At 69.9% G+C, this 22,556-nt stretch carries 22 protein-coding genes, 1 tRNA gene and 1 pseudogene; 2 read left to right on the forward strand and 22 right to left on the reverse strand.

The features are described from left to right. Positions 1 to 16: 16 nt before the first annotated feature. The 6 genes from thrB to ACH4S8_RS16240 form a co-directional block, all read right to left on the reverse strand. Entirely contained in the window at positions 17 to 946 is a 930-nt protein-coding gene (thrB, locus tag ACH4S8_RS16215; RefSeq protein WP_398394280.1) for a homoserine kinase, read from the reverse strand. A 542-nt stretch (positions 947 to 1,488) separates the two neighbouring features. Continuing rightward, on the reverse strand, positions 1,489 to 2,547 hold the full coding sequence (gene thrC, locus ACH4S8_RS16220) for a threonine synthase (protein ID WP_398394282.1): 1,059 nt from the start codon (positions 2,545 to 2,547) through the stop codon (positions 1,489 to 1,491). A 6-nt stretch (positions 2,548 to 2,553) separates the two neighbouring features. Next, positions 2,554 to 3,843 (reverse strand): homoserine dehydrogenase, encoded by a 1,290-nt coding sequence (locus ACH4S8_RS16225; RefSeq protein WP_398395032.1) that lies wholly within the window; start codon positions 3,841 to 3,843, stop codon positions 2,554 to 2,556. A gap of 281 nt (positions 3,844 to 4,124) precedes the next feature. Beyond that, positions 4,125 to 5,516 carry a diaminopimelate decarboxylase gene (lysA, locus tag ACH4S8_RS16230; protein WP_398394284.1) on the reverse strand — a complete coding sequence of 464 codons (1,392 nt, stop codon included), beginning with the start codon at positions 5,514 to 5,516 and terminating at the stop codon, positions 4,125 to 4,127. Positions 5,517 to 5,538: 22 nt separating this feature from the next. Next, positions 5,539 to 6,651, reverse strand: coding sequence for an ArgS-related anticodon-binding protein NrtL (nrtL, locus tag ACH4S8_RS16235; protein WP_398394286.1), 1,113 nt, complete (start codon positions 6,649 to 6,651; stop codon positions 5,539 to 5,541). Between the two features lie 580 nt (positions 6,652 to 7,231). Continuing rightward, on the reverse strand, positions 7,232 to 7,720 hold the full coding sequence (locus ACH4S8_RS16240) for a response regulator (protein ID WP_398395035.1): 489 nt from the start codon (positions 7,718 to 7,720) through the stop codon (positions 7,232 to 7,234). A gap of 188 nt (positions 7,721 to 7,908) precedes the next feature. On the opposite strand from ACH4S8_RS16240, the gene ACH4S8_RS16245 reads away from it, so the two are divergent. Beyond that, positions 7,909 to 7,980 (forward strand) — tRNA-Arg (locus tag ACH4S8_RS16245). A gap of 296 nt (positions 7,981 to 8,276) precedes the next feature. Here ACH4S8_RS16245 and ACH4S8_RS16250 read toward each other — a convergent pair. The 16 genes and pseudogenes from ACH4S8_RS16250 to ACH4S8_RS16325 form a co-directional block, all read right to left on the reverse strand. Continuing rightward, positions 8,277 to 8,745: pseudogene (locus tag ACH4S8_RS16250) on the reverse strand (haloacid dehalogenase-like hydrolase); the annotation flags it as partial. 635 nt (positions 8,746 to 9,380) lie between these two features. Next, on the reverse strand, positions 9,381 to 10,841 hold the full coding sequence (locus ACH4S8_RS16255) for a tyrosine-type recombinase/integrase (protein WP_398394288.1): 1,461 nt from the start codon (positions 10,839 to 10,841) through the stop codon (positions 9,381 to 9,383). Beyond that, on the reverse strand, positions 10,838 to 11,008 hold the full coding sequence (locus tag ACH4S8_RS16260) for a helix-turn-helix transcriptional regulator (protein WP_398395037.1): 171 nt from the start codon (positions 11,006 to 11,008) through the stop codon (positions 10,838 to 10,840). The genes ACH4S8_RS16255 and ACH4S8_RS16260 overlap by 4 nt, the downstream gene beginning before the upstream one ends. Positions 11,009 to 11,012: 4 nt before the next feature. Next, positions 11,013 to 12,188: an AAA family ATPase gene (locus ACH4S8_RS16265; RefSeq protein ID WP_398394290.1), complete on the reverse strand. Its 1,176-nt coding sequence runs from the start codon at positions 12,186 to 12,188 to the stop codon at positions 11,013 to 11,015. Beyond that, complete coding sequence (locus ACH4S8_RS16270; RefSeq protein WP_398394292.1) at positions 12,185 to 13,102, reverse strand: bifunctional DNA primase/polymerase; 918 nt, start codon at positions 13,100 to 13,102, stop codon at positions 12,185 to 12,187. The genes ACH4S8_RS16265 and ACH4S8_RS16270 overlap by 4 nt, the downstream gene beginning before the upstream one ends. An 85-nt stretch (positions 13,103 to 13,187) precedes the next feature. Continuing rightward, positions 13,188 to 13,676, reverse strand: a complete 489-nt coding sequence (locus ACH4S8_RS16275) for a single-stranded DNA-binding protein (RefSeq protein ID WP_398394294.1) — start codon at positions 13,674 to 13,676, stop codon at positions 13,188 to 13,190. 5 nt (positions 13,677 to 13,681) lie between these two features. Continuing rightward, positions 13,682 to 14,344 (reverse strand): hypothetical protein, encoded by a 663-nt coding sequence (locus ACH4S8_RS16280; protein WP_398394296.1) that lies wholly within the window; start codon positions 14,342 to 14,344, stop codon positions 13,682 to 13,684. 14 nt (positions 14,345 to 14,358) lie between these two features. Further along, positions 14,359 to 14,553: a hypothetical protein gene (locus ACH4S8_RS16285; RefSeq protein WP_398394298.1), complete on the reverse strand. Its 195-nt coding sequence runs from the start codon at positions 14,551 to 14,553 to the stop codon at positions 14,359 to 14,361. Positions 14,554 to 14,704: 151 nt separating this feature from the next. After that, complete coding sequence (locus tag ACH4S8_RS16290) at positions 14,705 to 14,956, reverse strand: hypothetical protein (RefSeq protein ID WP_398394300.1); 252 nt, start codon at positions 14,954 to 14,956, stop codon at positions 14,705 to 14,707. 140 nt (positions 14,957 to 15,096) lie between these two features. Continuing rightward, complete coding sequence (locus tag ACH4S8_RS16295; protein WP_398394302.1) at positions 15,097 to 17,301, reverse strand: cell division protein FtsK; 2,205 nt, start codon at positions 17,299 to 17,301, stop codon at positions 15,097 to 15,099. 154 nt (positions 17,302 to 17,455) lie between these two features. Then, positions 17,456 to 18,943 (reverse strand): DNA cytosine methyltransferase, encoded by a 1,488-nt coding sequence (locus tag ACH4S8_RS16300; RefSeq protein WP_398394304.1) that lies wholly within the window; start codon positions 18,941 to 18,943, stop codon positions 17,456 to 17,458. Between the two features lie 19 nt (positions 18,944 to 18,962). Then, positions 18,963 to 19,292, reverse strand: coding sequence for a hypothetical protein (locus ACH4S8_RS16305; protein WP_398394306.1), 330 nt, complete (start codon positions 19,290 to 19,292; stop codon positions 18,963 to 18,965). Next, positions 19,289 to 19,939, reverse strand: a complete 651-nt coding sequence (locus ACH4S8_RS16310) for a GGDEF domain-containing protein (RefSeq protein WP_398394308.1) — start codon at positions 19,937 to 19,939, stop codon at positions 19,289 to 19,291. Before ACH4S8_RS16310 ends, ACH4S8_RS16305 begins: the two co-directional genes overlap by 4 nt. Further along, positions 19,936 to 20,922 carry a DUF2637 domain-containing protein gene (locus ACH4S8_RS16315; RefSeq protein ID WP_398394310.1) on the reverse strand — a complete coding sequence of 329 codons (987 nt, stop codon included), beginning with the start codon at positions 20,920 to 20,922 and terminating at the stop codon, positions 19,936 to 19,938. Before ACH4S8_RS16315 ends, ACH4S8_RS16310 begins: the two co-directional genes overlap by 4 nt. Next, positions 20,919 to 21,215 carry a hypothetical protein gene (locus tag ACH4S8_RS16320; RefSeq protein WP_398394312.1) on the reverse strand — a complete coding sequence of 99 codons (297 nt, stop codon included), beginning with the start codon at positions 21,213 to 21,215 and terminating at the stop codon, positions 20,919 to 20,921. Before ACH4S8_RS16320 ends, ACH4S8_RS16315 begins: the two co-directional genes overlap by 4 nt. A gap of 118 nt (positions 21,216 to 21,333) precedes the next feature. Further along, entirely contained in the window at positions 21,334 to 21,717 is a 384-nt protein-coding gene (locus ACH4S8_RS16325) for an ATPase (protein WP_398394314.1), read from the reverse strand. Positions 21,718 to 22,083: 366 nt separating this feature from the next. On the opposite strand from ACH4S8_RS16325, the gene ACH4S8_RS16330 reads away from it, so the two are divergent. Beyond that, positions 22,084 to 22,479: a GntR family transcriptional regulator gene (locus ACH4S8_RS16330; protein WP_398394316.1), complete on the forward strand. Its 396-nt coding sequence runs from the start codon at positions 22,084 to 22,086 to the stop codon at positions 22,477 to 22,479. Positions 22,480 to 22,556: the final 77 nt, after the last annotated feature.

Genomic DNA, 22,556 nt, shown 5'->3' on the forward strand with positions numbered 1-22,556 from the left:
CGGCAACCGTGCGTTGTCAATCGACCTCGACAGGTGCGAGGGGCAGCACGCACGCCCCCTGTGCGTCGAGGTCCAGACGATTGGCGGCCCACCCCTGACCTGCGAGATCGGCCACCTTGTCGGCCGACGCACGGTCGGCCAGCGCGAGGACCGTGGGCCCCGCGCCGGAGATCACCGCCGGGATGCCGTCGGCGCGCAGGCGCTCCACGAGCGCCGCGCTCTCCGGCATCGCCGGGGCGCGGTACTCCTGGTGCAGCCGGTCCTCGGTGGCGGGCAGCAACAGTTCGGGGCGCCGGGTCAGCGCCTCGACGAGCAGTGCGGCGCGGCCCGCGTTGGCGGCGGCGTCGACGTGCGGGACGGTGCGCGGCAGCAGGCCGCGCGCGGTCTCGGTGAGCACGGGCTTTCCGGGGACGAAGACCACCGGGACGACGGAGTCGGCGGGGTCCATCCTGATCGCCCGCGCGGCGCCGGACTCCATCCAGGAGAGCGTGAATCCGCCGAGCAGACAGGCCGCGACGTTGTCGGGATGTCCCTCGATCTCGGTCGCGAGCTCGAGGAGCGCGGTGTCGTCGAGCCTGTTCTCCCCGCCTATCGTCACCGCGCGGGCGGCGACGATGCCGGCGCAGATGGCGGCCGACGAGGAACCGAGACCCCGGCCGTGCGGGATGCGGTTGGCACAGACGATCTCGAGACCGCGCGGCTGTCCGCCGAGCAGGTCGAAGGCGGTGCGCAGGGAACGTACGAGGAGATGCTTCTCGTCACGCGGCAGCGTCTGACTGCCCTCACCCGCGATGTCGATGTGCAGTCCTGAGTCGGCCACCCGGACGACCACGTCGTCGTAGAGCCCCAGTGACAGGCCGAAGGCGTCGAAACCCGGGCCGAGGTTGGCACTGGTGGCGGGGACGCGCACCCGGACGGCGGCGGCGCGGAACGCTGGACCGGCCATCGCTCGATGACTCTCCTTGAGCTGCGTGATGTACGAGATTTTCGAAGAACTGCGAGGTGAACTGCGGCGGGCGGGCACGAGGACCCGGAATCCGCAAGGACCGCGCGGCACCGCGGCATATGCGGTGGGCGGGTTAGGTACAGCCTATCGAAGGAAGGTTCTGTGGCGACATAGGGCGCACAGGAGGCGCACGATGCGTGTCGTAAGCCCCTCGTGCACCCCCTGTCGGGTCGGCATGGGGATGACCCCCGCGAGCGGACGGTTTCCGTCGGCTTTCCGGCGATTTTCCGCCCGCTCACAGCATGTTCCCCCGGCTGGACGGCTCCTGCCCGGCCCGAACGGGGCCGGTGGGAGCCACCCGGCGGATTTGCGTCCGGCGTGCCCGCACCCGGTGGATTCGCGCCACGAAGGCACGACTTCCCGCCATTTCCCGGCCCGCTTCCCGACCGTCCCGGTCCGGCTTCCGGCCGGACCGGGCCCGGAGCCGGGCCGGACCTGGAGGGGCCGGCCGGACGGGCCGGGAGCCAGTGCCCGTCGCGGCACTAGACCAGACCGAGCCGCTCCGCCGCCGTCGCCGCGTCCACCGGGACCGTGACCGGCTGGGGAGCGCCCGCGACGGCCCAGTCGGGGTCCTTGAGACCGTTTCCGGTGACGGTGCAGACGATGCGCTGACCCGGGTCGACCTTGCCCTGCTCGGCGGCCTTCAGCAGACCGGCGACGGACGCGGCGGACGCGGGCTCGACGAAGACGCCCTCCTGGGAGGCCAACAGCCGGTAGGCGCGCAGGATCTCACGGTCCGTCACCTCGTCGATGAGACCACCGGACTCGTCCCGCGCGGCCAGCGCGAACTGCCACGAGGCAGGGTTGCCGATCCGGATCGCGGTGGCGATGGTCGACGGATCCTTGACGATCTCGCCGCGCACGATCGGCGCGGAGCCGGACGCCTGGAACCCCCACATGCGCGGGGTCCGCGCGGCGATGCCGTCGGCGGCGTACTCCTTGTACCCCTTCCAGTACGCGGTGATGTTGCCCGCGTTGCCCACCGGAAGGACATGGATGTCGGGCGCGTCGCCGAGCATGTCCACGATCTCGAAGGCGGCGGTCTTCTGGCCCTCGATACGCACCGGGTTGACGGAATTGACCAGCGCCACCGGGTAGTTGTCGGACAGCGAGCGCGCCAGCGTCAGACAGTCGTCGAAGTTGCCGTCGACCTGGAGGATCTTGGCGCCATGGATGAGGGCCTGGCCCATCTTGCCGAGCGCGATCTTGCCCTGCGGGACGAGGACGGCACAGACCATCCCGGCGCGTACGGCGTAGGCGGCGGCGCTCGCCGACGTGTTGCCGGTGGAGGCGCAGATGACGGCCTTCGCGCCCTCCTCCTTCGCCCGCGTGATGGCCATGGTCATACCGCGGTCCTTGAAGGAACCGGTCGGGTTCGCGCCCTCCACCTTGAGGTGGACCTCGCAGCCCGTGCGCTCGGAGAGCACCTGCGCGGGCACGAGCGGCGTACCGCCCTCGCGGAGCGACACGACCGGCGTGCTGTCGGACACCGGAAGCCGGTCCCGGTACTCCTCGATGATTCCGCGCCACTGGTGGGTCATTGCTCGTTACTCCCCTTCAACCCGCATGATGCTGGAGACGCCCCGCACGGTGTCGAGGCCGCGCAACGCCTCGACCGTCCCGGCGAGGGACGCGTCGGACGCGCGATGGGTGACGACGACGAGAGAGGCCTCGCCGTCCTTGCCCGACTGGCGCACGGTGTCGATGGACACCCCGTGTTCGGCGAAGACGGTGGCGACCTGGGCGAGGACACCGGGCTTGTCGGCCACGTCGAGGCTGATGTGGTACCGCGTCACGACGTCGCCCATGGGCGAGACGGGCAGCTGGGTGTACGCGGACTCGCCGGGGCCGGTGGCATTGCCGAGCTTGTTGCGGCAGACGGCCACCAGGTCGCCGAGGACGGCGGACGCGGTCGGGGAGCCGCCGGCGCCCGGTCCGTAGAACATGAGCTGCCCGGCGGCGTCCGACTCGACGAACACGGCGTTGTACGCGCCGCGCACGGAGGCGAGCGGGTGGGTCAGCGGAATCATCGCGGGATGGACGCGCGCCGTCACCGAGCCCCCGTCGGCGGCCCGCTCGCACAGGGCGAGCAGTTTGATGGTGCAGCCCATCCCCTTCGCCGAGGCGAAGTCGGCGGCGGTGACCTCGGTCATGCCCTCGCGGTAGACGTCGTCGAGGCGCACCCGCGTGTGGAAGGCGATCCCGGCGAGGATGGCGGCCTTGGCGGCGGCGTCGAAGGCCTCGACGTCGGCGGTGGGGTCGGCCTCGGCGTACCCGAGCGCGGTGGCCTCGTCGAGGGCCTCCTGGTAGCCCGCCCCCGTGGAGTCCATCTTGTCGAGGATGAAGTTGGTGGTGCCGTTGACGATGCCCATCACCCGGTTGATCTTGTCGCCGGCGAGGGACTCGCGCAGCGGCCGGATCAGCGGGATGGCGCCGGCGACGGCGGCCTCGTAATAGAGGTCCCTGCCGTGCTCCTCGGCCGCCGCGTGCAGGGCGGCACCGTCCTGGGCGAGCAGCGCCTTGTTCGCGGAGACGACGGAGGCGCCGTGCTCGAACGCGGTGGTGATGAGCGTACGGGCGGGCTCGATGCCGCCGATGACCTCGACGACCACGTCGATGTCCCCGCGTTTGACGAGGGCGGTGGCGTCGGTGGTGACCAGGGCGGGGTCGATGCCCGCGCGCACCTTGGAGGGACGGCGGACGGCGACGCCCGCGAGCTCGACGGGGGCCCCGATCCTGGCCGTGAGGTCGTCGGCGTGCGTCGTCATGATGCGCGCCACCTCTGAGCCGACAACCCCGCAGCCCAGCAGCGCCACCTTCAGCGGACGCGTACGCATCATCCGACCTCGTTTCCTCATACCGTGTTCGGTTGGACCAGTCTCACTCACCGGACGGGAGTTTCTACCCTTCGTCCGGATCGTGAGACGTCCATTTCATTTTTCTGGTAGGTGACGACAGGAGATCTTCCGCCCCGGTCTGCACCCGGCCGATCCGGTCCATCCGATCACCTGACGTCACCTCCTGTCACTTGCCGTCGCTCCCGGGCAGCCGGGCGCGGACACTGTTCCTCTGACGTTCTTCTTCTGTGTTCTTCTGCTCGGCTTCCGTGTTCTTCTGCTCAGCCGACGTCGAGACGCAGGAGGTCCTCCTCCGTCTCACGGCGGACGATCACCCGCGCCGCACCGTCCTTCACGGCGACGACCGGCGGACGGAGCGCGTGGTTGTAGTTGCTGGCCATGGACCGGCAGTACGCGCCGGTGGCCGGGACCGCGATGAGGTCGCCCGGCGCGAGGTCGGCCGGCAGGAAGGCGTCCTTGACCACGATGTCCCCGCTCTCGCAGTGCTTGCCGACGACGCGCACGAGCATCGGCTCGGCGTCGGAGGTGCGCGAGACGAGGGCGACGCTGTACTCGGCGTCGTACAGCGCGGTCCGGATGTTGTCGGACATGCCGCCGTCGACCGAGACGTAGGTCCGCAGCCCGTCGAGCGGCTTGACGGTGCCGACCTCGTACAGCGTGAACGCGGTCGGGCCCACGATGGCGCGCCCCGGCTCCACGGAGATCCGCGGGGTGCACAGCTTCGCCGCCTCGCACTCACGCGTCACGATCTCGCTCAGCGCCTTGGCGATCTCGTGCGGCTCGCGGGGGTCGTCGTCGCTGGTGTACGCGATGCCCAGACCGCCGCCGAGGTCGATCTCGGGCAGCTCGACCCCGTGCTCGTCCCGCACCGCGGCCAGCAGTGCGACGACACGCCGGGCGGCGACCTCGAAGCCGGCCATGTCGAAGATCTGCGAGCCGATGTGCGAGTGGATGCCGACGAGTTCGAGCGCGTCGAGCGCGAGCGCCCGCCGTACGGCCTCGGCGGCCTGCCCGTCGGCGAGCGCGATCCCGAACTTCTGGTCCTCGTGCGCCGTGGCGATGAACTCGTGCGTGTGCGCCTCCACGCCCACCGTCACCCGGATCTGCACCCGCTGCCTCTTGTCCAGGGACTGCGCGATGTGGGCGACCCGCACGATCTCCTGGAAGGAGTCGAGCACGATCCGCCCGACACCGGCCTCGATGGCGCTACGGATCTCGTCGGTGGACTTGTTGTTGCCGTGGAAGGCGATGCGGTCGGCGGGCATTCCGGCGGACAGGGCCGTCGCCAGCTCACCCCCGGAACACACGTCCAGGTTGAGCCCCTCCTCGTGCAGCCACCGCACGACGGCGCGCGAGAGGAAGGCCTTGCCCGCGTAGAAGACGTCGGCGTCGTGCCCGAACGCGGTGCGCCAGGCGCGCGCCCGCTCGCGGAAGTCGGCCTCGTCGAGGAAGTACGCCGGAGTGCCGAACTCCTCGGCCAGCGAGGTGACTTCGAGCCCGCCGACGCGGACGACACCGTCCTCCCCACGGCTCACGGTGTGCGACCACACCTTCGGGTCGAGGGCGTTGAGGTCGGCGGGCGGGGCGCTGTAGTGGCCCTCGGTGAGGACGTCGGCGTGACGGGGTCCGGCGGGGTGCGCGGAACGGCTCATGTCTGCGGTGCTTTCTGCTTCGTCAAAGGTATTCGGGTGCGCTGATGCCGAGCAGGGACAGGCCACCGGCCAGCACCGCCCCGGCAGCTTCGGCGAGCGCGAGCCGGGCACGATGGGCGGCCGAGGGTTTCTCGTCGCCGAGCGGCAGCACGACGTGCTGAAAGCCGAGAAGAGCGTCAGCGGTCACGACGAGATGCCGCGCCAGCCGATCGGGCGCCCGGTCCCGGGCGGCGAGACGCAGGGCATGCGGGTACTCGGCCAGAGCGGCGAGGAGATCGGCTTCGGCGGGGGTGGGACCGACCGGGTCGGAGTCGGATGCCCCAAGCGGGGCGCCCGTACGCAGGTCACCGGTGCCGGCACCGGCACCGACCAGGACGCCGGAGCGCTCCGGGCGGCGTACAGATGCACGGCATACAGATACAGCAGAGGGACGTACGTCCCCCGGGGCACTGGTGTAACCGAGGGTGGCGGCGTTGCGGCGCAGGGCCCGGGTGCGGGCGTGGGCGTAACGGACGCGGAAGAGAGGGTTGCTCTCGCGCTGGAGAAGGTGATCGGCGCTGATCCGGGGCCGGTCGTGCGGCGCGGGGTGGAGCAGCGCCCAGCGGGCGGCGTCGTGGCCGAGGGGGGCGGGATCCTCGGGCGCGGGCACGGGTCGGAGGTTCACGGGCTCGGCGTGACGGACCTCGGCACGTCCGCCCTGGGTGGCGACGATCCGTACGAGGGTGTCGGCGACGATCTCGGCCCGGGTGTCATAGGGCACGCGCAGCTCGACGACCTGCCCGGCGAGGGTGTCGCCGTACCCGTACCGCGCCCCGTGCTCCAGAACCTCTTCGACCAGACCGGCGGACGCGCCGCCCGCGAGGGCGATGTTGAGGAAACCGGGCCCGGTGACGGTCACGTCGGCGACACCGGGGTCACCCTCGATGTACGCCCGCAGGATCTCGGCGACTTCCGGCGCCGGCCGCCCCGCCTGCCCGGCCAGCCGCAGGGCGACGTTCGTCGCGTAGTCCCCGCACCCACCCGGCCCCGGCGGGGTGACCGCCACGCTCGCGGGCACGGAGACGCTCAGTTCCCCCACGTCGACAGCACGACGCACCGCGCGCAGCACGGTACGGGAGAGCTCGACGGGAGTCACGGGACAAGCCTAGGGGAGGAGGGGGGTGGGAAAGCGAGCCAGTTTGGCGATGGTCCGGGATGTGGACGGGGACGGGGCCACTGGCCAAGGGGCGGCCACGGGGACAGCCACAAGGGGTGCGCTTGCCGGTGCAGGGGGCACTGAGGGCACTGAGGGCACTGAGGGCACTGAGGGCACTGAGGGCACTGAGATCCTGGAGGACACTGCGACCCTGGAGGGACCGCCGGGTGTCCGACATCACTGGCGCGCGATCACGGTGAACCGGGGGCATGACTCTTGCCTACAGGGCTGGGCAGGGTCCGCGGCTGAGGTCGAGACCGAGGCCTGACGGCCTGACGGCCTGGTGATCGGCGGGGCGACACTCCGCTCTTCCTCCCCCCTCCTCCCCCGACACTCCCCACGGCCTGCTGATCAGACCGGCACCAGGGCGATGCTGTCCGGCCCACTCAACGGACGAACAGACCCACCCGGCACGAATCAACGCCCGATGCAAAGCCCCACAACCAGATGACCGGTGCAAGGCCTCACAACTCAGTGCCGCCTAGTGCCATCCAGCGTCGGCGTGTGTCGGCGTGTCGACTCAATGCCCGGTGCGCCCGGCGCGCTCGGCCTCGTCGACGACGCCCCCCGCGGCACCACCCAGTCCGCGCCCTTCCATCAACTGCCTCACGAGATTGACGAGTTCGGACGGTTCGAAGGGTTTGGCGAGAAAGGCGTCGACACCGACGTCGAGCCCGGCCTCGACCTCGTACTGCGTACAGGCGCTGACGATGGCGAGGGGCAGATTCCTGGTCCGCGGGTCGGCACGCAGCCGGGCGGCGGTGCGCAGACCGTCGAGCCGGGGCATCACGACGTCGAGGGTGACGACATCGGGCTGCACCTGATGAACGACATCCAGACACTCGGCACCGTCAGCCGCGGTCACGACCTCGAGACCCTCCAGCTCGAGGTTGACCCTGATCAGCTGCCGGATGACCTTGTTGTCGTCCACAACAAGCACCCGACCGGACGCGCCTGGCACAACTCGAGAGTAGGTCCGCGCCCACCGCCGCGTCCGGCTTTTCCCCACTTCCGCCCCCTGCGGCCCCCACCCTCCCCACAGGCCGGCCCCGCCCACCCCGGGCCCGCTCCCCCACTCGCCTCTCACTCCTCCCTCGCGCCCCCGCAACACCACCCGTCCCCGACCAAAAGACGTGGCGATCACCCCTGAAAGAGCTGGTAGGGTTCTACCCGTCGCCGCACACAAGCGCCCGACACGCCCCCGTAGCTCAGGGGATAGAGCAACGGCCTCCGGAGCCGTGTGCGCAGGTTCGAATCCTGCCGGGGGCACAGAAGCCGGACCAGCGCGATCAACCCGCTGACCAGCGAAAGTGCCAGACATAAGAGCCGGACCCAGTCCTACTGGGTCCGGCTCTTTGTCGTTGTCACGCACTGATCGCGAGTGAGCGGTGAGTGAGTTTCAGGAACCTCGAAGGGGCTGGCGCACGAGCAGCGATCCTCGCAGGCGCCCACGGTCTCGCGGGCCGTTGAATCCCTTGTACCGCAACCCCCAGATCCAAAGGGTTAGTAAATGGACGTTAATCCACCACAAACGGACGTCAACGTACCGCGCGCGTGGAGGAGTCCTCGGACGTGGCCAGCACCTTGATCGCCTCGTCCTTCGTCGGCCCGTAGGCGTAGTACTCCACCTCACCCGTGAAGCAGCCGCCCTCGACGCCGGATGTGGACACGATCACGACGTCCCGGCCGGCCCTGTGGTGCTGCTCGATGAACGACGCCGCCTCGTCGTAGATGATCGGGTCGATGAGGTCGTGCAGCGTCTCGGCAACGATCTCCCTGACCTGCTGGACGTTCCACCTGCGGCACATCGAGGACAGGTACTTACTCATCCGCTCCATCTGGTCGTGGTCGGCGCCGCCCGCCAGGAACACGAACTGGATGTATGCGGTGCACAAGGCCGCCCTGCGGTTGATCAGTCCGCCTTGGTAGAACGACTTGCTGAAGGTGAGCGTGCTCGACTTCGCAATAACCGTCTCGCCAGGTCAAATAAGGCCGCTGACGAGGCAAGAAGCGGTTTTCCACAAGGGCGAGCATATGGGCCCACCATTCGGCGTAAGGTAAGGCGCGTGGGTTTGCCTGCCACGGGTCCTCGGGTACACCATGGAGGCACCGGGTCACCCGGATGGCCTAGGTCGCCTGAATGAAAAATGGCGGCCCCCTGCTGTAACAGGAGGCCGCCCGGAGTGGCTTATCACAGGTCCCTAGAAGGGAAAGCCCTCTCCATGTCCCATTCTACGATGGATGGCCAAGAAAGCCCAGGCGAACCGTCGCAGGTTCAGCCACCCTGGCCGACTCGGCACCGGAACTTACTGATCATCAGCGTGTCGACTGTGGTCGGAGTCCTCTGCATGCTCGTGTTCACGGGGGTTCTTGGCGCAGAACAGACGTCCGCCGCAGCTGCGGTTGCAGGGGTCGGAACGGCGGCAGTGTTGGCAATCCATAACTGGCAGGCCCGTGGCGGCAATTCCGGTCGAGATTGAGAGTCACTTCCGCACAATTAGCGCACGTCGCTAAAAGCGTATGAAATCGATCTCCCCAGACCGATGTCCGCAGATATCAGTCTGGGGAATTTCATCAGATTTCCGCTGAGTGCACCTTGATGGGTATTCCGGTCATGCCTTCCATTTCCCTAACTTCGCATAGCTGAAGCGCACACTTCCACATCACCCTTAGCCGCCTCCCCGCCATCCCATAGCCTTCTCGATCTTCCTATTATTCAGTTCCTCGTGCCCGTCAATGCATCCCTCATATCGACGATGAATAACTTCGGGAGAGTTGCCAGCACGGCGGGCCACCTCTGCTACCGGAACCCCTGCGTTAAGCCAGTTTGTGATGCAGGTATGGCGCAGGTCGTATGGCCGGCGCCCGAGTGGTGAAGCGACTTTGTCTGGTGGGAGCCCGATCAGCCGGGCCTCCTGCCAGACTCGCCAGTAGCTAGAGGTGCCGAGGACGTCGCCGCGCTCATTCTGGAAGATCCTTCCGTCCATGGCACGGCCGAACTCCTGAATGTGAGCACGCAGGATCTCGACCAGCAAGGGTGGTGCTGGCACAGGTCTGTCCGAGTTGGCTTCGCGGGCTTTCAAGCCTCGCTTGTCGTGACGTTTCCCTGAGTCGGTCCACTTCTTACCAGACACGGGACGTGTCTCGCGCAGAGTCAGAGTGCCCCATCCCGTCTCAGGGAGGTAGCAGTCTTCCTCGCGCAGGCCAACTACTTCAGCTGGCCTCATGGCGGCATAGAGCTGGCAGGCGAAGAAGGCCACGAGCCGGCGCCCTCGGTTTCGGTGGACGGACCCAATGTACGAGACAGCGGTGAGGAGTTGCGCGCCTTGCACCTGGTTGACCAGGACTCGGGGGTCCACCACGTCACCGCTTTTGGCGCCGCTGCGTTTTACTCCAACCAGTGGATTTGCTGCGAGGTAACCCGTCTCGATCGCGTACTCCATCGCCGTGTTGAAGCCACGACGGCGACGTTTATACGTCTCTGCCGCCGCAGGCGTGTCATCGAGCTTGAACGAGAGTCGGTATTGAATGTCTCGCACCACTCTCGGATCTGTCAGGGCCGACAGCGGAAGCGAGCGGGCCGCCAGCCAGGTGCAGGCTTCCTGCAACTCGGGAGGCGGCTCTTCGCCGTTGTGTACCGGTACAACAGCCCAGCGCACTGCCAACCTTGTCTCCTCTAGCGTCGGCGCCTTCGCCCCGTCGCCTCTCATGGCGAGCGCCACGGTGGCAAGGCTGTCCGCGAGGCCTTCACGGGTCTTTGCAGCCGTCGTACGCCAGCGAACCGCCATGTACTCGCGGCTGAAGTCCCACCACGTCGGATCGGGCCTGATGTGCTTCTTGGCGATGGCAGCGCGGAGTTCGGACTCCGGCAGCCCCGTGTCCACATCGAATGCCTCACCTCTACGCATCGCCTGCCACAGCTCGGAGCGGCGGCTTTCCGCGAGAGCAACCGTGCTGAAGCTGGCTGTCTTGACCTTGCCCGCGATGATCCAACGAAGCTGGTACGGAGCTCTCTTGCTCCGGACTTGGTTGATCTTCCATACCCGTACGTCCGTGGACAGAGTCGGTTCTGCGGCCGCAGGCGGGCGCCCGCTTTCGCGGACGCCCTTCGAGTTGTCGCGGTAGGTCACGCGGCTTCCTCCAGCGTCTCGATCCAGCGCTCCAGTTCCGACCTCCGGATGCGCACCGAGCCGTTGGGGAGCTTGATGGCCTTCGGGCCTTTCCTGAGCTGACGCCAGCGGTAGAACGTCGCTCGCGGCACGCCGATTTCCTCTATGACCTGGGGAATCGTGAGCATCTCGTCACGCGCCACGGTCGGTTCCTTCCAGGTTGTCGCCAGCGGAACGCGGGTCGGGCAGGTGGGACAGTCCTGATTCCGGCTGTCCCACCTGTTCACGCAGGTCAGATTCGGTATTGGGACAGTCGGACAGCTGGGACACCCCCGGCGTTCCCTGTGTCCGGCTCTCGGTGTCCGGGAAGTAGCGGCCAGCGCCGTCCTTGGTCAGCTGTCCGTCTGCGGCCATGCGTGAGCAGGTGCGGCGGACGTTCTCGGCATCGAGCTGCGGCAGCGCAGCGACGATGTCCCGTGGACGCGTGCCGGGGTTCTCCCGGACGTGGCGGAGGATGGCGGCGCGGGTGTCGCCGATGGTGTGGTCGGTGACCGGTCCGTCGAGCATCTGCCAGGCGCCGGAGGCAGCTTGGAACTGAAGTGCGTACTCGGCTTCGTCCACATCCCGCCCCGTCACGTGCAGGATGCCGTCCGCCTGGCCCCGCGCCCGCTTCAGGACGAGCGTGGCGTCCGCGGCGCCAGCGACGCCGTTGGTGCCGGACACCTCGGTCAGGAAGTCGTCCGAGCCTGCCTTGCGGACGTGATGGACGAGGACCACGGCGATGCCGTAGTAATCGGCGATCCGCTTGGCGTAGCCGACCGCGACGTAATCGGCGTCGTACGCGGACACTCCCTGTGGGGCTTGGCCGCGCATCTTGGCGAACACGTCGATGACGACCATGCGGGCGTCCGGGTTGCGCTCCAGCCAGTTGGCGATGGCGTCGCTGCCGCCCTGGGGGAAGGGCGGGCATTCGGTCACCAGGGTCAGGCCGGCCGGGGCTGCCTGACCCGCGAGCATCTTGCCCATGCGGGTCTGGAGGCGGCGCGGGGTGTCTTCCAAGGCGAGGTAGAGCACCGGGCCGCTGTCGACGGACAGGGAGCCGAAGGCGTTTCCGCCAGCGGCGACCGCGAGGGCCAGGCCGAGGGACAGCCAGGACTTGCCCACCTTGGGCGGTCCGGCGAGCAGGCTGACGCCCTCGGCGAGGATGCCGGGCACTGCCCACTTGGGTTCGGGGAACTCTGCGACCATGAGTTGATCCGCTGTCCAGGCGGTGCGCGGGCGCTCCCGTTTGGGCAGCTCGCGCGGGGCCTGTTCGGGATCACTGGGCACCGAGTACAGGTGCAGTGGAGGGATCGGGTTGGTGCTCATGCCGCCCCATTCGTGGCGACGTTGAGGCCGTTGGCGACGGCGCGGCGGGCGTACCGCTCGGGGACGCCGACGGAGACGGCCGCGTCGATGATCTGCGCGCCGATGGCGTCCAGCCCGCAGGGTCCGGGGCACTGCGCGTGCCGGCTGGCCTGGAACCGGGCCACCTGGAAGGCCTGCGATCCCGCGCCGGATTCGGTGTGGCTGCGGACCAGTGCGAGCCCGTGGTCCAGGCCGGTGCGCACGTACTGCTCGGTGTGCCTGCACCCGGTGGCAACGGTCCGGTCCCACCGCCCTCGCGCGCTGGAAGAAGAGGCCACCCTCCCCCGGGCGGGGGTGGCCTCTTCTCGCACGGCGAGCGCGCGGACGGAGGACGGCAGGTCCGTCATGAGGCCGTCGCCGGGGCCGAGCCAGCGGGCGTAGGCCATGAGCGACTTGACGTCCACGCCGGGCCGGACCGCGTTGGCCGACCGCATGGCCCCTCGGTAGAGCCAGTGCTGGCCGCGGGTGGTCGGCACCGTGCGGGTGGCCGGGAGCGCCGTGCGCGCCCACGCGATGGCCGCCGCGTTGTCCAGGTCGACGACGGTCAGTCCCGCGCCGCCCGGGTGGTAGGCGACGGATGCGGCCTGTTGCCATGCCGGGGCCCACGCGCGGGAGGTGATCACGCCGGGGTCCGTGGTGGCAGCGGCCCATCCGTGGCACGCCGAGGGGCACTGGCAGGGGCCCGCGCTCTTCATGTGCGGCCGGCCGCCGCAGGCGCCGTTCGCGCAGGCGCGGCAGTTGCCGAACGGCACTTTCCCTGCCCGCAGGGGCAGCACCGGCACTCCGGCGTTGGCCAGGTACAGAGCGGTGCGCAGGGGGTTCCCGTCCGGGTGGTCCAAGGAGGGCGGGGACGCGGTCTTGCCTGTGGGTGTCATGCTGGAGGTCTCCTGTTCTGTCGAAGGGACAAGAGAGCCGGGGCGGCCGTGGTCTTGTGGTGAGAGACGGCCGCCCCGGGCGTCTCTAGAACGGCGGCTCGTCGCCTGTCGCCGGGGCATCGGCCGGAGCGGACGCGCCCCATCCGCCGGGAGCGGGTGCGGCGTTGTTCCAGGCGTCGTTGGCCGGTGCGGATCCGGCGCCGTTGCGCTGGGCGCGTTCGACCTTGGCCGTGGCGAAGCGCAGCGAGGGGCCGATGTCGTCGACTTCCAGGGCGAGCATGGAGCGGTTCTCGCCCTGGTCGGTCTTCCAGTTGTGCTGACGCAGGCGGCCAGTAACGACCACGCGCATGCCCTTGGTCAGGGACTCGGCGACGTGGTTGGCGAGGTCGCGCCAGGCGGTGCACCGCAGGAACATCGCGGTGCCGTCCTGCCACTGGTTGGTGGTCTTGTCGTAGCTGCGCGGGGTGGAGGCGACGGAGAATTTGACGATGGCGGCGCCGCTGGTGGTGAAGCGCAGTTCGGGGTCTGCGGCCAGGTTGCCGACGATGGTGATGGGGGTCTCTCCCACGGACATGTGGATCACTCGCTTTCGGTGTGGGTGGGGATCTGGTGGGTGATGGGCGCGGCGGCGATGCTGCGCGGGGTGTCGCCGACCGGGCCGACGACGGTGGGCAGCCCGGCCGTGGTGAGCGCCTGCGCGTCGAAGCCGGGCAGTGCGGCGCGGGCGGTGAGGGCCTGCGCGAGGGCTTCGGCGTACGCGGCGCCGGTGCGAGCCACCTCGATCTGTGTGGTGCCGCGGATGGTCTCGACGCGTTCGAGGTGGGCGTGTTTCTCGCGGCGGTCGCTGACATGCCGCTCGTGCGCCGTGCGGGTGCGGCGGTCGGTGCGCCAGTAGCGGGCGGCGAGGCCGTAGGCGCCAGCGGTGGCGACGGACCACAGCAGCAGCGGGAGCGGAAGCCCGTCGGCGTATCCGGCGATGCCGGCGAAGGCGAGCGCTCCGGAGGCGGCGAACGCGGTTCCCGCGATGACCGGGTCTCCGGCATGGCCGACGCTCGCGCACGCGCCCGCCGCGGCGGCGCCGATGGACAGGGCCGTCATCAACACGGCGTTGCCGAGGGAGTGTTCGGCGCCGTTGGCGTTCCAGACGCGGGCGAGGGCGAGCACGGTCGTGGTGGCGAGGGCGGGTGCGGTCTTGGGCGCGGCGAGGGCGAGCCAGTGCCGGGCGACGATGGGTTCGTTCACGAGGGTCTCTCCCGTCAGTTGCCGAGGTCGGCCAGCGCGGTGGCGGACGCTTGGACGAGGTTGTGGATGGGTTCGTAGGCGCCGGTCCCTGCGGCGAAGAAGCCGAACAGGAACAGCACCAGGGCGGCGCCGCCGCCGGCGGACTTGGTCTTGACGGCAAGGGCGGACGCGGCGCCGAACAGCAGCACGGCGGAGATGTTGAGGATCACGGGAACTCGCTTCCGGGCGAGGTGGGCGGGTGGATAGGCTCTGCGCGCCCCGGGTGCTGGCAAGTTCGGGGCGACAGACCGGCGACCGCGCCTGCCTGGCTCCAGCTAGGAGCGGGGTCCGTCTCATGACGGGCAGTCGCCGGTCGTCTGCTCAGTCGGTGCCGGCGCGGTAGATGCGGGCCCAGCGGTTGTAGAGCCAGCGGCCGGCGCGGATGCGCTTGCCGGTGGCCTTGCAGCGGCGGCAGTCCTTGCCGCGCTTGAGGCGTCCCTTGCGGTCGGTCTTGAGCGCGTGGCCCATGCCGCGGCACTTGCGGCAGTTGCCGAACGGCGAGGCCGCACACAGCCCGCCGTAACCGAACGTGACGGCGATCAGGCAGGCGATAGCGGCGAGGATGGGGGTCATGACGGGCCCTTCGGGCGGGTTTTCGGGGTTTCCGCTGGTGGGCCGCTAGGCACTAGCGTCCTGATCACATGCGATGTGGGGTGCTAGCGGTGCCGCTAGACCTAGCGGGGCGTGGTGCTAGGTCTAGCGGCGTTTCCCGCTCAGCCCGCATCCCGGTTTCCGTCACGCTCCGCGATCGCTGTGGTGATGCGGGCGCGTTCGATGCCGCGCCGGTTGGCGCCCTTGCCGGACTCGGTCTTGCCCCACACCTGGCCGGTGGCGATGCCATGGGGCTTCAGCGCCGCGGCCAGTCCTTCGGCATCCCAGCCGCCGTAGACGTCCGGCCGCAGTTCGGCAAGCCGGGCGACGACGGTCTCGGACCACACCTTGGGCTCCTCGGTAGGGACAACGGCGAGGATGTCGGCGAGCAGGTCGTATCCGGCCACCTCGCTGACCTGCGATTCCTGACCGAGGGCGTGTCCGGCGAGCGTGCCCGCCTTCTCGCGCAGTGCGCGGGCGCGCAGGGCGATGGCCTCGGCCAGCACCGAGTTGACGTTCACCGAGCGCACGATGCGGGCGTCCGAGCCCTCGCCGACGAAGTAGCAGATGCCCTTGTCGGCCCAGGCGAACATGGTCGCCCGCACCCCACGCTTGTACGACGAGGTGCCGAGCACCATGTCGTTCTCCAGCTGGCCCATGACCTTCAGGCACCAGCGGGCCGAGGCGTTCGCCGAGATGCCGGTGGGCAGCGACTTGGCGTCCGGGCGCTGCGTGGCCAGCAGCAGCACGATTCCGGTGGCCGGGCCGCGCTTGACCAGGTCGGTGCAGATCTCCTCGAACTCCGCCCCGTACTTGGGGTGTTCGAACCACTTCTGGCACTCGTCCACCCCGATCACGATCGGGTGCAGTCCCAGCGCCGGCTTGTCCGCCAGCTCGGTGGTGACCTTGGACTCCGGGCAGATGTCCCGGGGAAGCGAGCGGATCACCTTCGCGCGGCGGCGCAGCTCGCCGCGGACCTCGCGCATGTCGGCCAGCGCGTACTCGAAGTCCTCCTCGTCCTCGCCGGCCCGGTGGCGGTAGGAGACCTGGTCGCCGACCGGGTCCAGGTCGCCGGTGCCCTTCATGTCGTAGCTGTGCACTTCGGCGCGCGGGTCCAGGGCGGCGAGCAGCAGGAGCAGGCGCAGCAGGAACGTCTTGCCCATGCGCGGGATCGCGCCGATCACCCCGGCGATGTACATGAGGGTGACCTCGACCCAGCGTCCGCGCTGGTCGGTGGCGAACGCGGCGGGCCTGAACAGGTCCACCGTCCCGGACTTGGCCAGCGGCCATGCGGGCGCCCTGGTCTTGGACATGTCCTGATCGCCGACCCACAGCACCAGGCGTCCGGTGTGCTCGTCCGGCACCGCCTCGGGCCACACACAGCCCAGCGGGCGCCGAAGCCCGGACGCGAGACGCTCCCGGCGGTCCATCACGTCGGTGACCGTCACGCCGTAGGGGAGGTCGCCCTCGGCGCGCCAGCCGGGCCCGTCACGGGTGATCGGGGCGGTGAAGGCGAACCCGTCCCGGCCCTTGCCCTGCGCCTGGTTGATCGCCGGGATACCGAGCGCCCCCAGCGCCCGGAGCACGATGTCCGAGGTGAGCTTGGGCGCGTCGGGAAGTTCCACAGCCCTGTGGACGACCGGGGCATCGGCCTGGCGTCCGGCGGAGCCTAACGCCAGCACGACCGCGGCCACCGACACCGCCTGGAGCCAGTCCGGGGCGAGGACGTAGAGGGCGAGTGCGGCACCGATTCCGGTGAACAGGGCGAGCACGGCCACGATGGTGCGCAGCCTCACCCGGCCGTCGCGCTGCCGCGACAGCTTCAGGTACTCGGCAGCGTCCTCGCGGCGCACGGCGGCGAGGCGGACCGGCTCGCCCTCACGGTCGGCCACCCACCGCATCGTGCCACTCACGAACCGGGCCAGCCCGGTCGGGGCCCGGAAGGTGAGCCGGGCGGCGTAGACCGGGGCGCGGAGGGCGTGATACCCGGCGGTGTGGGCGTAGTGGCGGGCCACCCACGCGGACGCGGTCTTGAGTTCCGCCAGCGACTTCAGCCAGAGCGGGACGACCGCCCGGCGCTTGGCTCCGGCCAGCCGACCGAGATAGCCCGGACCGGTGACGGCCGGTGCCGACCGGTCGACCATCACGCGGACGGTCGGGTCGGCCGACTCCGTGCCCGACTCGCCCGTGCCGGAGTCGGGTGACTGGTCGGCCGACTCGGTCCGCGCTGATCGTGCCTTGCCGAGGTCGACCACCTCGGCCCGGGGGTCGGCTGTCATCTCTGCTTCCAGCCGGTTGAAGAGTTCGTTGTTGTCGGGGTGGTTCACTGAACTTCCTTCCGCTTTCGGGTGTGAGGGAGAGCGGGCCCGGCCGACGCTGTAGGAGGTGGGCGGCCGGGCCCGTGTCATGACTCTTTCTGGTGGCCTTAAGCGCCGCTAGGCCATACAGCGGCCACCTGCGGCCATCTGGTGGCCACGCCGGTCAGGCGGCGTGGGCGGCGGTGCGGGCCAGTGCTGCGGTGACGCGTTCGCCGATCCACTGGGCGACGTTGCAGGACACGGCGTTTCCGGCCTGCATGGTCTGCTCGCCCTTGTTGCCGTGGACGATGTAGTCGGCCGGGAAGCGCTGCGCGAGCAGTTGCTCGCGCGGCTGGATCATCCGGTAGTGGCAGTCGTCCAGTTCTGGTGCCGGGCCGAGCAGCCCGGCGGAGTCCTTGGTGCCGAGCGTGTGCAGCGGCTCGCCGACCGATTTGGCGAGCGCGTTGCGGTAGGGGATGACGAGCCAGTGGTGCCGCCCTTGCCCGGTCACCGTGTCGACCGGCGTTGAGACCGGGCGGGCGGTGGCGTTGCGGCGCAGCGTGACGATGAACGAGTCGTCGACCGGCGGCGGGGTGAGCAGTGCCTCGAAGCCCTTGGGGTTGGCCAGCCGGGTGCGCATCGGCTCGCCTGTGAGGGTCGGGGTGGTGTTCCAGGTTCCGCCGGTCGGTATGAGGACCGCGTCTCCGATCTTCACCGTGCGGGCCGCGAGCGGCGCCGTGTCGGCGGGGACCGCGCGGCCGTCGTGCCCGCCGTGGTTGACCGTGAGGACCATCCGGGCGTCACCGAGCAGGTTCAGCCCGGCGCGGATGCGCTTGATGGTGTTCGCGGCCAGCGGGCGCAGCCCGTGCACACTACGGTCGCCGATCCGCACGCCGAGGTTGGACCAGTCGATGATGGACGCGGCCGGCCGCACGTACGGCTCCACCAGGGCGTGACGGCAGGCCGTGTTCGGGCAGCGGTAGTCGTACTGCTGCTTGTACTTGCCCACCCGGCGGCCGTTGCGCCAGGTCTGCACCGCCCCAACGTCCTGCCCGCAGGCGGTGCAGTACGCCAGCGGCGAGGGCGTCAGGTCCGGAGCGGGGACGTCGGTGCGGGTGAACGCGACGTAGATCCGGTCCCGCCACTGCGGGGCGGGCAGGTTGTCTCCTCCCCCGACGTGGGCGGAGGAAACGGACACGACCTGGGAGCGGTAGCCGAGCAGTTCCATGCCGCCGCGCCACCAGTCGAACAGCTCCCAGTCGACAGCGAATTCGAGGACGTTCTCGCACAGCACGGCGGCGTAGCGGTGGACTTCCGTCGCGCGGATCACGTCGTAGGCGGTGGCCCGGGTGCGTTCCCAGCCTGCGTCTTCCACCCGCCCGTACTCCTCCAGTTCGAGGGCGAGCTGTCCGTGCGTGCGGCGCCTGCCGCCGGCCGGGGAGATCTCCGTGCAGATCGGTGACGCCCACAGGATGTCCGTCCGGGGCAGGCGCCGCATGTCGTAGTTGTTGATGTCCGCGCACAGGTGCTCCGCCTGGCGGTGGTTGGCGGCGTGCGTCTCCACGGCGCGCTGCCAGTGGTTCGCGGCGAGCCGCAGTTCAAGGCCCGCGCCGACCAGGCCGGTGGAGGACCCGCCCGCGCCGCAGAACAGATCGGTGAACGTCAGGCTCATGTCTGATCTCCCTTTCAGGTCAGAGGTCGAACAGGGCCGGTGCCTCAACAGGCTGGACCTCGCTGGTGCGCACCGAGCGGGCGACGGCGGTGTGGCACTGCGGGCACCAGGCCCGCAGCTCCGACGTGGGCAGAGCGGCCGCCTTGACGGGCGGGGTGAGCGGGTCGGCGGGCGCGGCGATCAGGCGGATGCGGTGGCCGTGCTTGCTGGTGTAGCCGTCGTGCTCGCGCGGGCAGCGGCCGTCGCTCTTGGCGTGCTCGTTGCCGCACGCGCCGACGCACTGGCAGCGGTGCCCGGCCGCTTCCATCACGGGCCGCCAGGTGCCGACGGCCGCGAGGGGCTCGCTCATGCCGCCACCCCCACGACCGCCCGGTCCGTCCGTGCGCCGGTGCGCCCGGCACGCCGTCCGGTGACGGTGGCGAACAGCCGGCCCAGTCCCGCGCGGCGCAGTCCGGCGCGGGCTTGCTTGGCCGCGTACATCGCCTCATCCGCCCGCCGCAACAGGCCGGACAGGTCGTCAGCCGGGAAGTCCGCTGCCCGCACCCAGCCCAGCGAGACCGTGGTGCGTACGGCGGGGTCCTGGCCGTCGACAGGGCGGGCGAGGACGCCGCGCAGGACGGTGAGCAGGTCGGCGGCGGTGCCGTTCTCGTCGATGAGGACGGCGGCGAACTCATCGCCCCCGAGCCTCCCGGCGACCCCAGCCCGGCCGACGTGCTGGGCGAGCCGGTCCGCGGTCGCCTTCAGCAGCGCGTCGCCGGCGGCGTGCCCGTAGGTATCGTTAATCTGCTTGAAGCGGTCCACGTCGGCCAGCACCACGACCGACCGAGGGTCCTTGAGCAGGGCGGCGGCGCGGCGGGTGAACCCGTCACGGGTCCATAAGCCGGTCAGCGGGTCACGCCGTGCCGTGTCGAGGCGGGAGCGCAGCCGCCACGCGTGGACAGCCCAGCCCGCAGCGGGCGGCAGAGCGGAGAGCAGAGCGGTTACCTGGGTGTTCATGCCACCGCCTCCGGGGCGCCCTCGATGCTGTCGGTGATGGGGTGCAGGCGTCGGCCGTCGGCGCGCTCGCTGAGCAACAGGTCGCGCAGCACTCGGGAGTTCGCGGCCGAGCAGTGCAGCGTGGTCCGGATCGCCTCCGCGTTGATCGCGTCATCCGTCCACTCCGCCGTGGCCGTCCGCGCCTCCGCGAGCAGCTCCGCGGGAGTCCGGGGCGCTTTGCTGGTCTTGGCCTTGGTGGTGCGGCGCTTGCGCGCCGGCTTCGCGGCGTCCTGGTTGGGCGGCTCCGGGTCCTGCGGCAGCACGGGCGGCAGGTCCTCGCTGGCCGGGGCGAGTTCTCCCAGCTTCAGCAGAACCCGCTCGGGGCGGGGTGTCTTGGAGCGCCAGCGGCGGCCGTGCTGCTGCCGCAGCTGGGCGCGGGCCAGCTGCCGTTCCCGCTCGCGTCCCAGCGCGTCCGCGTATGAGGTGATCTCCCACAGCGTCATGCGGCGCCACAGGGCGAACGTGGACAGCGGGGCGAGCAGCCAGCGAGAGCGGCGGATCTTCTCCATCCGCCGGCCGGTGACGGCGCCGATCCGGGAGGCGTAGACGTGCGCGGCCACCTCGGACAGGACCACCCACAGCAGCGGCATCGTGCCGTGCGCCACCTTCGCGGACAGCGAGTGTCCGGCCGCGATGTTGAGCCAGCACGTCACCCCGGTCAGAGCCCACGGAACGAAGCGCACCCAGCTCAGCGGCATGTCCGTACGGATCAGCAGCAGGAACGCCGCCGTGAACACCGGGATGGCCACGTCGATACCGACCGGCAGCATCCACGGGGAGGCGAACCCCCAGCGGGCGCCTGCTGCCGATACCGCCTCGAACGAGGACGCCAGGCCCAGCCCGCCGACCCCGGCCGCCGTCACGGCGACTGTGCCCAACAGCCACAGCTCGGGCCTCGACAGCTGCGGCACCGCAGGGACGGGTGTCTCGGTCGCGGTGCTCATGCCGCAGCCCCCTGTCGCGGGGTGCGGTGCCGCGCCGGTCGCGGCAGTTCGACGATGTTGAACAGTTGCGGCGCGTAGGCTTCGATCGCCTCGGCGGCGACTCGGCTCACGCGGTCGGGCAAGTCCTGGTACTCGGGGGTGGCGAGGATGTCGCGGGCTGCGTCCAGCCGGGCCGCTCGTTCCTCGTCGCTCTCGCCGTGGACCCCGAGCCACAGCTCAACCGGGGTCCCGAGGGCGAGTTCGAGGAAATCGGTGTCGTTCACGGCCTGGTGGCCGCCGATGTAGGCACGCATGGCAGCGCTCCTGATGTCGAAGGGGTGGAGAGGCGCCGGGCGGTCGTGGCCTGGTGGTGAGAGGCGACCGCTCGGGATGTGCGCCCCGACCGGCTTGGCGGCCATCGGGGCGAAGTGATCAGCGCTGGACGATGGGCTTGTCCAGGTCGCGGTGGTGGACGGACACGTCGTGTCCGGCGTCGCGCAGCAGTTCGGCCAGTGCTCGGGCGAAAACGGGGGCGCGGTGGCGGCCGCCGGCGCATCCGTCGGCGACGGTGACGGTGCCGCAGGACGGCCCGGACGCGAAGGCGTCGACTGCGGCTGCGGTCGCCAGTGCCAGTGCCGCGATGCCCGGGGTGGCCAGCACCGCGGCGCGGACGGGTTCGTCGTTCGCGGTCATGTACCGCAGTTCGGGACTCACGTGCGGGTCGCGGAAGTGGTCGCGCAGGTCAATGGTCAAGTGCGCGGCGGGCGGCTCGTCGTGCAGGTAGCCGAAGGAAACGATCTCAACGGCAGCGGGCATGAGTGCTCCTCTGGGGTGGAGGGAGGGGCGGCCGTGGTCGGGATGTGGTGAGAGACGGCCGCCCGCAGTACCCCGAGACGGATTCGATCCGTCGCCATCACGGCGCGTCGGGGCCGCAACGCCTAGTGCGCTGCGCAAGGACTGGTTGCGCTGTACCTCACGAGGGACGAAGTCCCACGTGGCTGCCTACTTGGCCGAGGAGAGGCGGCGTGATCCCCATTCAGTTGTCAAAGATCAACGGCTTCCTCGGGCCCGTTTCGCTAGACCCATCGGAAGCAAGTTCAGATTGACCTATGTCAATCTGAACCGTCAAGAGGGTTCGTCAAAAGATCAGAGATTGACCTAGGTCCAGCTACTCTCGAACCCATGGAGCAGAGCCCAGGAGCGCCCAAGCAGACGCCTACGGCCAAGGAGATCGCGGCGGAGTTCCGCGAGAAGATCACGGGACCGAACCGCGAGTACGACCCGGGAGACCAGCTCCCCGCAGCCCGCAAACTCGCCAAAGACCTTGGCGTGCAGCTCATGACCGTGCAGAGCGCGTTCGGCCAGCTCCGTGACGAGGGGCTGGTACTCACTCAGCAAGGCCGCGGGACGTTCGTCCGTGACCCTTCGGTGCCGCTCGGCACCCAGCCGGGCAGCAGCCCCGCGTTCACGGCACTGGCAGCGGAACTCAGCTCGATTCATGACGCTCTCCGTTTGCTCGGTGAACGCCTCGACCGCCTTGAGCACCTTGTCGGCGACGGGACTCCACCCTCGCCGTGAGTTCATCCGCACGCTGCACGAGTCGCTCGACCGTGGCGCGCACGTCACTCAAACTCGCTTCGATCAGGGCAAGTTCT

It is taken from the genome of Streptomyces sp. NPDC021080, from assembly GCF_044333225.1.
Classification (GTDB): domain Bacteria; phylum Actinomycetota; class Actinomycetes; order Streptomycetales; family Streptomycetaceae; genus Streptomyces.